The sequence below is a fragment of the Anaerocolumna aminovalerica genome, assembly GCF_900115365.1.
GTDB lineage: Bacteria > Bacillota > Clostridia > Lachnospirales > Lachnospiraceae > Anaerocolumna > Anaerocolumna aminovalerica.
On record NZ_FOWD01000051.1, the window covers coordinates 16,182 to 28,580 of the forward strand.

The following is a 12,399-nucleotide window of genomic DNA, read 5'->3' on the forward strand; positions in this document are numbered from 1 at the left end:
TAGTGAGAAAAAAGCAAAGAATTTTCACACTATGGCAGCAGAATGGGGGATTTTTCATGAAACAAAAAATGGGATTTAGTGAAGTTGTATTTGTAAGCATTTGTTACATAATAATTATATTTGTTTGTGTTGTAACCTTATATCCTTTTATTTACTTAATATCAGCATCTTTTAGCTCAGCTACCAGTGTTATGAAAAACGAGGTGGTACTGTTTCCGAAAGAATTTACTACAAAGGCCTATAGAGTAGTTATGGAATACAAAGGGATTTGGTTATCTTATTTAAACACATTATTTTATACTTTTTTTGGCACCTTGTTAAGTTTGGCTTTGACTATTTTAGCTGCTTACCCTCTGTCAAAAGAGAGATGGGCACCAAGAAAAGCTATGAGCTTGTTTATTGTTTTTACCATGTGGTTCGGCGGAGGAATGATTCCTTTTTACTTAGTTATGAGGGGACTTAATTTATTGGATTCCCGTCTTGGAATTCTTCTATACCCTGCCATCAGTGCTTTTTATGTTATTATTTTTAGAACTCATTTTCAAAGTTTGCCGGCTTCTTTGGAAGAATCAGCAAAGCTTGAAGGAGCAAATGATGCTCAGATACTTATGAGAATCATCATTCCTCTTTCAAAACCGATTATGGCAGCAGTAGCCCTTTATTATGCAGTAGGACGTTGGAATTCTTACTTCTGGGAGATGTTACTCCTTAGCAGCAATAAAAAATTCCCTGTTCAGGTATTATTGCAGAGAATCATCATATCCAGCCAGCTAGGCCAGGATATTGCAAAAGCATTGACCAGGGGAGAAGCAAGTATACCTACTACAATTAAGTTTGCGGCTATTGTAATCACAACAGTGCCAATTATATTAATCTATCCTTTCTTACAAAAATATTTTGTAAATGGGGCGTTAGTTGGCAGCGTAAAAGAATAATGGGCACTACACTTTCATCTGGCTATGGAAGTGTTAAAAAATAGAACTTTATTAGAGGAGGATTATGAAAATGTTTCAGTCTAAAAAAAGATGGATCAGTATGTTATTAGTATTGGTATTATGTATCAGTATGCTTGGAGGATGCGGTAAGGGAAATAACGATGATGGCGGCAAGAAAAATGAATCAGTGGAAACCAATCAAGATGGGGGAACAAGCACAGAACCGGTAGAAATCTCCATGTTTGTACCTAGCCGGTTACCGGAAGCAATTTATGATGAGAACACTTTAACTTTTAAGACTTTGGCAGAAAAGCTAAATATCAAGTTAAATATTGAATCCGTTGTTCACAGTGAAGCAAAGGAAAAATTCAGTGTTATTATATCCGGCGGCAAGTATCCGGATGTTATGGCAGGTTCTGTAAGAGATATTAATACCTTTGGTATGTCAGGTGCTTTTATTCCTCTGGATGATTTAATTGAGGAACATGCTCCAAATATTAAAAAATATTTGTTAGAGAACAAAGAAGCTATGGCTCAAGCAGCTGCAAGTGATGGTAAGATTTATGGTATTCCTATGTTATCAGCAGTTCGTACTGCCATGGGATATAATATTCGTCAGGACTGGTTAGATGAATTAGGTTTAGAGGTTCCGGTCACTATTGATGATTGGTACAATGTATTAAAAGCATTTAAAAACAATGATCTGAATGGAAATGGAGTTGGGGACGTTACACCGTTGGTTTTAGACCGTGTCTGGGAAAATTATTATATGAACTTTGCAGATGCCTGGGGAATTGAATTAAATCCTAATAACGACTACTGGATGATAAAAGACGGAACGGCTGTATTTGCTCCAATTTTACCTGAAACAAAAGAATATCTGGCAACTATGACAAAATGGTATCAGGAAGGGTTGATTGATAATGAATTTATTACCCGGGAAGATACTAATAATTACCATATTTTAAATAATAAAGCAGGAGCAACCTGCTATTGGACCGGTTATGTTGCGGCTCAAAACTATAACAATGAAGTATTAGCTAACGATCCTGATACTAATTGGCAAGTTATTCAGCCACCGGTATTAACTGCGGGGCAGGAACCAAAAACTTTTAGTCAACAGGCAGCTATAGTAAGCTATTCTTGGGGAATTTCAAGTTCAGCAAAAAATGTAGTTGATATTATTAAGATGTTTGATTATGTATACAGTGAAGAAGGTTCCTTATTATTCAACTTTGGTATTGAAGGCGAAAGTTATGAAATGGTTGATGGAGAACCACAATACCTGGAATCCATCCTTAATAGCGAAGGGGGAACTATACTTTATAATAGAAAAAATGGTATTCAGGCCTTAATCGGTATGAGACAAATGCCGGAATATGAAGCAGCTTCTTGTATCAATGATGATGTAAGACAACAGTTATTTAATTATGTTGACAATAATTACTTTTATCCATTTAATCCTAGTTTAACATTAACAGAAGCGGAAGAAGAAATTTATTCTGTTAAAATGAGTGCAATCAATACTTATGTAGAAGAAGAATTGATAAAGTTCTTTATTGGAACCAGACCAATTGATGAATTTGACAGCTTTGTCCAAAGAGTGAAAGAATTAGGAATTGATGAAATGACTACTTTAAAGAATCAAGCTTATGAAAGATATGAGTCTATCGCAAAATAAAACATTGAAAAAGCAGCTGCTTTAGCTGCTGCAAATATAGGGGATATTGCATATTTGTTTATTTTGCAACATCCCCTAATTGGTGATGGGAGGAAATAGTATAAGAATTGTAGTACAAAAGGAAGGAAAACTTAATGATAAAATTTGGAACAGGTGGCTGGAGAGCCATTATTGGAGAGGAATTTACCAAGGATAATGTTAGCTTATTAGCTCAAGGGATTGCATTATATGTAAAGAATCGGGCTGAAGAAGAAAAAGAGAAGGAGGAAGTAGGATTTATAGTGGGATATGACAGACGGTTTTTATCAAAAAGGGCTGCTATGTGGATTAGTGAAGTTATGGCAGCCAATGAAATTACTGTATATCTCATTCAGGATATTGCACCAACTCCTTTAATTATGTATACAGTGGATGATTTGAAACTAAAATACGGAATTGCCGTAACGGCAAGTCATAATTCTTATGACTACAATGGAATAAAGTTGTTTGCAGGAGGAGGCAGGGATGCTTCATTAGAGATAACCGAAGAAATTGAAAGTATTGTGAATGAGCTGACTTTAAAAGATATTAAAGAGATAGAGTTTGAAGAGGGTATTCACCTGGGAAAAATCAAGGAAATAGATCCTTTTAATGATTATATTGATAATATTTTACAGGATATTAATGTAAGTAAGATAAAGGAAAGACGTTTAAAGGTTTTACTGGATCCTATGTATGGTGTGGCAAAAACCTGTCTTCAAACTGTATTAATTTCTGCAAGATGTTCCATAGATGTTATAAATGACAGACATGATCCTTTATTTGGAGGAAAGCTTCCTTCTCCTTCTGCTGAAACCTTAAATAAGCTAAGGGATATGGTAGTAGATAGAAAATATGATTTAGGAATCGCAACAGATGGGGATGCAGACAGACTGGGAATCATTGATGAAAAGGGTAATTTTATACATCCCAATGATATTTTAGTTCTTTTGTATTATTACCTTTTAGAATACAAAGGTATAAAAGGTGGTGTGGTGCGAAATATAGCCACTACACATTTGCTAGACAGGATTGCTAAAGATTATGGGGAAGTATGCTATGAAGTTCCCGTTGGTTTTAAACATATTAGCAAAGGAATGGAAGAGCAGGGAGCTATTATAGGGGGAGAAAGCAGTGGAGGTCTTACTATTAATGGACGTATTCGAGGAAAAGACGGAATTTACTCTGCCAGTTTAATTGTAGAGTTAATCTGTGTTACAAATAAAAGATTATCTGAGTTGTTGGAGGAAATCCATAATAAGTATGGAAAAATGTATATGGAAGAAAGAAATTATGCCTTTTCTCAGAAGAAAAAAGAAGAATTGTATTATCTTTTATTTGTGGAGAAGAAACTCCCCAATTATGAACAGCCAATTAAGAAGATAAGTTATGAGGATGGAATGAAAATCTATTTTGAAAACGATGGCTGGATAATTGCACGTTTCTCAGGGACAGAGCCAGTGCTACGGATTTATGCAGAGATGGAAAGCAGATCAGAGGTTTCTAAAATAGCAGATGAAATGGAGCAGTTTCTAAATTTAGAGTAGCCTCAATAAATTCTTTCAAAACTCATAAATTCAGATTTTACAAGGATTTAGAGGTTTTATAATCCAGATATGCAAAGAAGAAAGGACGGAAGTTGTGAAGGACTATAGAAATCAAATTGAAAGTTATTCTAAGGAATATAGACAGGTTATTACACAAGAACATATAGGAGAGCATACAAAAAATAAACTTCCTGGAAATACATACTTTTTAAGGGATGGAAGTATTTTATGTATTCCTCGTATGGATGGTGATAATCGATTTCCATACGGAGAGAATGGGTTTAATTTTTGGGCATATGGGTCCGGATATATGCATGCCAATGAAGGTCTTTTTTCTCCTTTTTTAAGAGCGAAGGAAGGGCAGGAGCCGGGAATTGGTTTTTTTGCAGGACTAAAAGAAAATGCTGACTATAATGTGCTTTCTCTTTTAGCAGTTCCTATGTTAGACGAGAGTAAATTTCGAAGTATAGACAGATATACTGTGTTTACTAAGACCTGTGCCTACTATATAACAGAGGCAGATAATATGCGTTTTTCCATTCGGGTATTTGTAGATAAGGCTAATCATATGTATTTTTCTATATTAACGGAGAATCTTAGCAAAGAGGCCAGGGAGCTTTATCTATCGGCCTATTTAAATCCTTTTTTATGTAACAGTGTATATGAAACATCAGAAAACAGATGGTTTAGAAAAGGAGAATACATAAAAGAAGGTAGGGATTTATTAGGTAGATTTATATTTAGTATTAATGAAGATTTATCCAGAACCTTATCTGTTACCAATTATGGAGTGGTTAACCAGTCTTTTACCTTTGAAGGAGAGACCTGTCTTTTAAAAGTAGAAGCTACAACTTCAAGATATGAATATGTGGGAGGCTCCTATAGCGGTCTATATTCTTCCAAGCCCTTAAAACAAGGTTGCTTTCAGAATGAAAAGCATACTACTGCTTTTAATGATACAGCAATAGCAGGTGAGATGCTACATTTTAAGGTGGCTCCCCTTTCATCATTTCGTGTGGATTTAGAGCTTAGTTACCTTATTCATTCCCATAATACTGAGGATTATAAAGGCTTAATCAGAAAATTACAGCCAGAACATATTGACACTATGGTAAATGAAAATAAAGCGAAAGAAGAAGGAGATAAGAAACTTTTAAATGCTGCCTTTGGAAAAGGAATAGGAAAGGATTATAATGAGTCGCTTTTTACTTGTTTTTTTGATTATCTAAAGAAACAGGTAGAGTTCTGTTCTTTGATTAAGGGTTATGTTCAGTTATCAGAAGGTTCCTTAATTGGAATTCGGGATGTATTTCAGGCATTGGAAGGCATGCTTTTCTTTAAGCCGGAGCAAGCTAAGAATAAGATATTAGAAGCCTTAAGTTTTATTGACCCCAGTGGTCGTTGTCCAAGACAGTATGCTTTGCCTGTTAATGAAAATGCAATGCCTGTAATGGATTTAAGACAATTTATTGATCAGGGTGTTTGGGTGATTAATACGATTATTAATTATATAAAGTTCACAGGTGATTTTAGCATATTAGAGGAAACCTGCGGATATTACGAAATTGTGGATGATAAGAGAAGAACTGTTAAGAAAAGTGAGATTAATGACAGTGTCCTGTCCCATATGCTTCGTATCATGGGATATTTGATGCATAATCAGGATATGGTAACTGGTTGTATAAAAGCCCTTTTCGGAGATTGGAATGATGCTCTGGATGGATTAGGGGTAAGTATGGATGGTAAGGAAGAATTCGGAAACGGTGTTTCTGTAATGGCAACCCTTCAATTCTATCAAAATCTAAAAGAGATGATTGAGCTTTTAAGTTTGTTATCTTATGATAAAAGCCTTATAGAAGAATATGAAAAAGTAATGGATACCATTGAAAAAGGTCTTAAAGAGCATGCAGTTATAAAGAATAAGGAAGGTGAGCTCCGCATTGTTCACGGATGGGGGGATAAGAAATCTTACTATGTAGGCAGTTTTTGCGATCCTGATAATGTTTCCAGACATGGTTTAACCTCCAATGCTTTTTGGGTTATCAGTGGTATGTATGATAAGAACAGAAAGATGAAAGAAACTATACTAAATGCTTTTGCTGCCTTAGATTCACGCTTTGGCCTTAAAACCTTTGAGCCTTACTTCTTACCGGGAACACCAGGGGAAACCCAAGGAAAATCACTTGGGGAAACCCAAGGAAAGTCACTTGGGAAAACCCAAGAAAAAGCACTTGGGAAAACCCAAGAAAAATCACTTGGGAAAACCCAAGAAAAATCACTTGGGAAAACCCAAGGAAAATCACTTGGGTTTGGACGTATTTATAAATTACCACCGGGGACGGCTGAGAATGGAGCGGCATATATCCATGCAAGTGCATTTGGAATTATGGCATTATTTATGATGGGAGAGGCAAAAGAAGCATGGGAACAGTTAATGAAAATACTTCCGTTTACCCATGAGAAGGTATCCTGTTCTCCTTATGTTATGCCGAATTCCTACGGAGATAATGTAGAACTACATATTGACGGAGAATCTATGCAGGATTGGCAGACAGGAAGTTCTAATGTTGTGTTTAAGATAATTCTTAGATTCGTATTTGGATTTCAACCGGAGTATGAGGGATTCTTTATTCAGCCGGCTAACTGGATTCCTTTTAAAAGCTACCAAGTAGATATGATTTACCAAGGAAAGCCATTACACATCAGCTATGAGAATAAAGGCGGGGGAAAACGCAGTTTTTTAGTTAATGGTAAGCCTGGAACAACTATGTTTGATGAAAATATGAACATAGAAAAATTATGGGTTGATAAAGGAAATCTAGAGGATCATATTAATATTTTTATTGTAGATTAAATAAAAAGACTGTTACATCTTAAGTATTTGGATTATGATTACGGGCAAATGGTTGAAGCCGCAAGAAGAATGGAAGAGTAAAATATCTATTAAGGAAAGGCAGGAGTGTAAGAATGAAAATTCGTTTTGAAGGCATAAGTAAAAAGCAGACAGATGCAATTAAAGAAATAAAAGAACTTCTTGGGATTGAATTAGATACAAAAGGGATTTTGGTTACTGTCTTAAAAGGTAACAAGGATATAAGAATAAAAGAAGAATCATCAGGTTTTATTTTAGAGTATGGAAGAGAACATCAATTTATCCGGGCAGTGGGACTTTTAGTGGAGAACTTAAAAAACAACAAGGATCCTCAGCTATTAGAAGTACCTATTTATGAACATCTTGGTGTCATGATTGATTGTTCACGAAATGCAGTTCCTAAAAGGGAAGCTTTTTGCAGTATGGTAAAATATCTTGCATTAATGGGATATTCTACAATTCAACTTTACATGGAGGATACCTTTGAACTGGATAAATATCCTTATGCCGGCTACCTTAGGGGCAGATATTCGAGGAAAGAGTTAAAAGAAATGGATAGTTATGCTGCCATCTTTGGAATAGAGGTCATTCCGGCAATCCAGACCCTTGCACATATGGATCAGGTTCTAAAATGGGGTGCAATGGAAGAATTAAGAGATGTTGGGGATATTTTTCTTATCGACAGTGAAAAGACCTATGAATATATTGAAGAGATAATTAAGACCATGTCAGAATGCTTTATGTCAAAACGAATTAATATTGGAATGGATGAAGCAGATATGGTGGGTCTGGGAAAATATTTAGACAATCATGGATATGTAGACCGGATGGAGCTTATGATAAGGCATATGAACAGGGTTGTGGGAATTACCGAAAAATACGGTCTGGAACCCATGATGTGGAGTGACATGATATTTAGACTGCTGAATAAAGGTGAATATTATGCAGCTGACAGTGTTTTTGAACCGGACATGGTAAAGAAGATTCCAGATAATCTGACTTTTGTGTATTGGGATTATTATTCAGAAGAAAAAGAAACCTATGATGCTATGATAGAGAAGCATCTTGAATTTAGCCCCAATATTATATTTGCCGGAGGAGCCTGGAGATGGAGTGGATATTCTCCTAACAGCCATTTTAGTGAAAAAGTTGGAAGATGCGCCCATGATAGCTGTAAAGAAAAAGGAATTAAAGAAGTGCTAATTACCTTATGGGGAGATAATGGATCGGAATGTTCTTTATTCTCTGTCTTACCTGCTTTAGCCATGTGGGCAGAACTTTGCTACAGGGATAAGAGTGATAATATCCATATGGAGGAAAGATTTAGGACCTGTATTGGCATGGGATATGAGGATTTTATGAATCTGGATCTTTTAATGCTTACTCCGGATAATGAGGGATCCGGCAGAATTGTTCTAAATCCTCCTAAATATATTTTTTATCAGGACATACTGCTTGGCCTTTTTGATAAGCATATTGATGGGGAAGCTTACAGAGAACATTTTCATTTCTGTGGAGAGAATTTTAATGTTATGAGGAAAAGGAATGGGTGCTTTAACTATATTTTTGAAACCCAATATCAAATGGCAAAAATATTAGAACTAAAGTGTGTGGCAGGAATCCAGCTAAGAGAAGCTTATAAAAAGGACGATAGAAATATATTAGAGGTTTATGCATCAAAATTACTTCCTAAGCTTATAGAGGATATAAAGGAATTTCTGGAAGCCTTTCATGTGCAGTGGCTAAAGGAGAATAAAGTGTTTGGCCTTGATAATATTGATTTGCGTATTGGTGGATTAATACAACGTGTTTCTACTGCAAAGTCAAGGATTGAACAATATCTGAATCATGACATTGAAAGAATTGACGAATTAGAGGAAGAATTACTTACCTTTGCAGGAGAAGAAAAGGGCGGCCCCACCCGTGTTTCTTATTGGCATTATATGGTTACCCCATCAATACTTAGTCATATATAAATCTTGTGAATGAGCTATGAAAAAGGAATAAAGGAAATCTAAAAAGCCGAAAGAAGGAGAAGGATATTATGGGCTTAAATTATTTAAGAAAAGGAGAGCAAAGATGAAAAAATTGAATGTAAAGGTTTACAAAAGTATTTTAGTAATATTAGCAGCTATTATGCTGGCAGCTTCTGGTTCAACACCAGTAGCAGCTGCTGCTACGAATCTTGTGGTAAACGGAGATTTTGAAGGACCCTTTGATAATAAGGATGGGGCTTCGTCTGCCTTTATCACCGGTTGGGACAGTGATCTTGATGGGGATAGTGACGGTATAGGACAAACAAAAGTGAATGTGTCAACCGGAGTAGACGGTACCAATTCAATTAGAATCGGTAAAGGTGAAGGTGGCAGGGGACAAATTATCAATAATATACCTGAAGGTGTAGAATTTTCTCTATCTGGTTGGGGAAAAGTAAGCAAAAATGGGGAGATTGGTTATCTGGGAGTGGACTGTCTTAACAGTGAAGGGAAGAAGCTTCCGGGAGGAAAATTCGGAGTAGAATTTTCCACTACAAAATACATAGAAAAGATACGAACCTTTAAGACCGTACCGGGAACAACTGCGGTTCAAGTGTATGTTTACAAGAATCCTTCTGCTAAGGGGAAAGAAACTTATGCATATTTTGATAATATAAGCCTGATACAAAAAGGTGTGCCCCTCCCGGAAGAAATACTATTAAAAAACGGTAGCTTTGAACAAGATAAGGAAAATTGGGATGACTGGGGAAATGCATTTGTTGTAACAGATGTAGTAGCTAAAGGCTCCAAAGCAATAAAGCTTCTTGATGATGGAGGTATGGGCCAGATTATTGAAGAAACAGGTTCAGGCAAAACTTTTGAAATAACGGGGTTTGGTAAGGTGGATGTAGCAGGAGAAGCTGCCATACTTGGAGTGGACTGCTTTGACGGTGCCAATCCAAAACCTTTTAAAAAATTTGGTATTGAATTTACTACTACTGAGTATGAGCAGAAATCACTAAAATTTACAATACCGGAAAGGACAGTAATGCTGCAAGTTTTTATATATAAAAATCCTGGGGAAGGTGCCGCATATCTTGATGGTATAGAACTGAAAAGAGCCGGTGGAGAGATAAAGGGTCCCGGTGTTATAACGGCTGTAAAACCAGCTGACTACGGTGTATTCTTTGATGATTTTACCAATGGTATAGATCCGGCAAAATGGCTGATAGGAAAGGCTCAATGGGGCGGAGCAGATGTAAATGGCGGTGTTATACCTGAAAATGTCACTGTAAATAATGGAGTTGTAGAAATTACCGGACGTGGGGACTTGTATGAAGGAGAGATTAGAGGTATTACCAGGGAACCATCCGGTACCCTGGTACAAAGAAATGATGGAAAGAGAACAGGCGGTGTAATCACTACTAAGGATTTCTATGGCTCAGGCAGATATGAAGTCAGAGCAAAGGTTCTTCCACAACTTGGAGCCTGCTCAGCATTCTGGACCTATTTCAATGACGGTGAGAAAAATCATGAAATAGACATAGAAATGCCTGGAGAGCAAAGCGGAAAAAAAGCGGTGAATAAAGTTATGACTACAACCTGGGTAGTAGAAGATTATAATACAACTTCTGTAGTTGACACACCAACTCTTTTTGGAACTGAAAATGGAATAACAGATGGAGAATGGCACACATACCGTTTTGACTGGCATACTGATCCAGCGGATCCAAGAGTAGAGTTTTTTATTGATGATGTGAAAGTATATACAAGCAGGGAAAACATTCCTTATGCGGCAGGAAGATTCTGGTTAGGAGTATGGTTCCCTAATAATTGGGCAGGGGTTCCTAATTTTGATACCGATACAATGCTTATTGACTGGGTTAAAATAACACCTTTTAATGAAGCAGGGGATCAGTGGCTTAAAAATTATGACAGCACATGGGCGGATTTGTCAGAATATCCTCCTATGTATGGAATTCCTGATGTAGAAGCTGTTAATAAACACAATTTTGCCTATATGCACATAGCTGAAATGAACGATAAAAGAGCCTTCACCGATAAATCAATAAGAGATTTTGTTCAGCAGTTAGATGATTATGCCATTGAATACCAATTCTGCGATGTTGGATTTTTTGATGCTAATGGGAAGATGCCGCAAACAGAGGCGGATATTGCGCTGACGCACCAATGGATTACAGGTTCAAGAAAGTTTAAGCCTGACCAGAAAATTATAGCTACTATTAATGGTTCATTATGGGAACATGTTATAAAGTCAGAAGATATCAGACAGAATATAGCCAATGAGTGTGCCAGATTGATCACCGAATTCAAATTTGACGGAATACAGGTTGATATGGAACCCTTTAGAAAAGAACATAATAAGGACCTGATTGATTTACTTCAAAAGATCCGTGTGGCAATTGGAAAGGATAAGCATTTATCCATAGCCACAACAGCTTTAGAAATGTATTTGCCTCACGAAGCAATTGTTGAAATAGCCAATATCGTGGATATGATAAATCCTATGCTCTATGACTCCAATGGTCCCGGTGCAGGGGAGGTAGATACAGATGAAGAATTTATAGAGTTCTGGAGATATAATATTTTAAGATATAGCAAAGCTATTGAAGCAAGTAATAACAAGGATTGCCAGCTTAGTCCTACCATGCCGGTATACGATACAAAAGGTTATGAATCATCACCGGGATGGCCGGATCCTAATAGCGGAATTATAGTATACCATCTTCCGGAAATAGAGAATATAAAAAATGCTGTGATAGGCCTGAGACAGGCAATTGCTGAAGGTGCCAATGTGTATGGTTCCGGCATCTTCTGGTGGGGCTGCTTTACCAGTGTTCAGTATGACCAAAGAGATGGACAGGATTACGCAAAAGATAGAAAATGGTGGATGGAAGAGTGGGTAAATTACGATTTAAGTAATATTAGAAAATAATTAATTAAGTATTTTTAAGAGGAAGGAAAATGTATGGACTGTGCATTTTCCTTTTTCTTGTTGAATAGGAAAGTTCTCCTTTGGAGAACCCTTGAATTAGAATAGCCCGCTGAAAGCGGGCATAACGAATAGACGATATTGCTAGAAGATATAAAAACCTTCTTCCAATTCATCTTCATCAAGGTCATCATCCTCGATCAGAAAGTAATGCATGTCGAGCAGATCAGAATCAGTCATGTTCCGAACAAGCTTAGCAGTCATTCCTTCCGGAGGATTTTTGATATATTTTTGTCTGAGTTCCTCTAGTTGTTTTGGATCCATTTGCGGTGCCTCCCATCTTAGAATGATTTTAGTATGGACCAGATGGGATAGAAAATCAAGTAGCTTTACCGCTGGAACGGCAGTGGAGTTTTG

7 protein-coding genes are annotated in these 12,399 nt (G+C 36.6%); 6 read left to right on the plus strand and 1 reads right to left on the minus strand.

Features of this window, described 5'->3' with window-relative positions:
* The first annotated feature begins 56 nt into the window (after window positions 1-56).
* The 6 genes from BM183_RS18645 to BM183_RS18670 all read left to right on the plus strand — a co-directional run bounded on the left by BM183_RS18645 (window position 57) and on the right by BM183_RS18670 (window position 11,985).
* The gene (locus tag BM183_RS18645) at window positions 57-935 is read left to right on the plus strand and encodes a carbohydrate ABC transporter permease (RefSeq protein ID WP_091688835.1); all 879 of its coding nucleotides are present in this window, start codon (window positions 57-59) and stop codon (window positions 933-935) included.
* Window positions 936-1,005: 70 nt separating this feature from the next.
* Entirely contained in the window at window positions 1,006-2,616 is a 1,611-nt protein-coding gene (locus tag BM183_RS18650) for an extracellular solute-binding protein (protein ID WP_170848083.1), read from the plus strand.
* A 134-nt stretch (window positions 2,617-2,750) separates the two neighbouring features.
* Window positions 2,751-4,181 carry a phosphoglucomutase/phosphomannomutase family protein gene (locus tag BM183_RS18655; RefSeq protein WP_091688839.1) on the plus strand — a complete coding sequence of 477 codons (1,431 nt, stop codon included), beginning with the start codon at window positions 2,751-2,753 and terminating at the stop codon, window positions 4,179-4,181.
* A gap of 94 nt (window positions 4,182-4,275) precedes the next feature.
* Window positions 4,276-7,035 carry a GH36-type glycosyl hydrolase domain-containing protein gene (locus BM183_RS18660; RefSeq protein ID WP_091688841.1) on the plus strand — a complete coding sequence of 920 codons (2,760 nt, stop codon included), beginning with the start codon at window positions 4,276-4,278 and terminating at the stop codon, window positions 7,033-7,035.
* Window positions 7,036-7,148: 113 nt separating this feature from the next.
* Window positions 7,149-9,029: a family 20 glycosylhydrolase gene (locus BM183_RS18665; protein ID WP_091688843.1), complete on the plus strand. Its 1,881-nt coding sequence runs from the start codon at window positions 7,149-7,151 to the stop codon at window positions 9,027-9,029.
* 103 nt (window positions 9,030-9,132) lie between these two features.
* The gene (locus tag BM183_RS18670) at window positions 9,133-11,985 is read left to right on the plus strand and encodes a family 16 glycosylhydrolase (RefSeq protein ID WP_091688845.1); all 2,853 of its coding nucleotides are present in this window, start codon (window positions 9,133-9,135) and stop codon (window positions 11,983-11,985) included.
* 141 nt (window positions 11,986-12,126) lie between these two features.
* Here the strand turns inward: BM183_RS18670 and BM183_RS18675 are convergent.
* Window positions 12,127-12,399: hypothetical protein (locus tag BM183_RS18675; protein ID WP_330392398.1), on the minus strand; the 273-nt coding region annotated here is incomplete at its 5' end.

Excerpts from the sequence above, each read along its gene's own strand:
- BM183_RS18645 (WP_091688835.1), top strand. The coding sequence starts at position 57 with ATGAAACAAAAAATGGGATTTAGTGAAGTTGTATTTGTAAGCATTTGT.
- BM183_RS18650 (WP_170848083.1), top strand. The coding sequence starts at position 1,006 with ATGTTTCAGTCTAAAAAAAGATGGATCAGTATGTTATTAGTATTGGTA.
- BM183_RS18655 (WP_091688839.1), top strand. The coding sequence starts at position 2,751 with ATGATAAAATTTGGAACAGGTGGCTGGAGAGCCATTATTGGAGAGGAA.
- BM183_RS18665 (WP_091688843.1), top strand. The coding sequence starts at position 7,149 with ATGAAAATTCGTTTTGAAGGCATAAGTAAAAAGCAGACAGATGCAATT.
- BM183_RS18670 (WP_091688845.1), top strand. The coding sequence starts at position 9,133 with ATGAAAAAATTGAATGTAAAGGTTTACAAAAGTATTTTAGTAATATTA.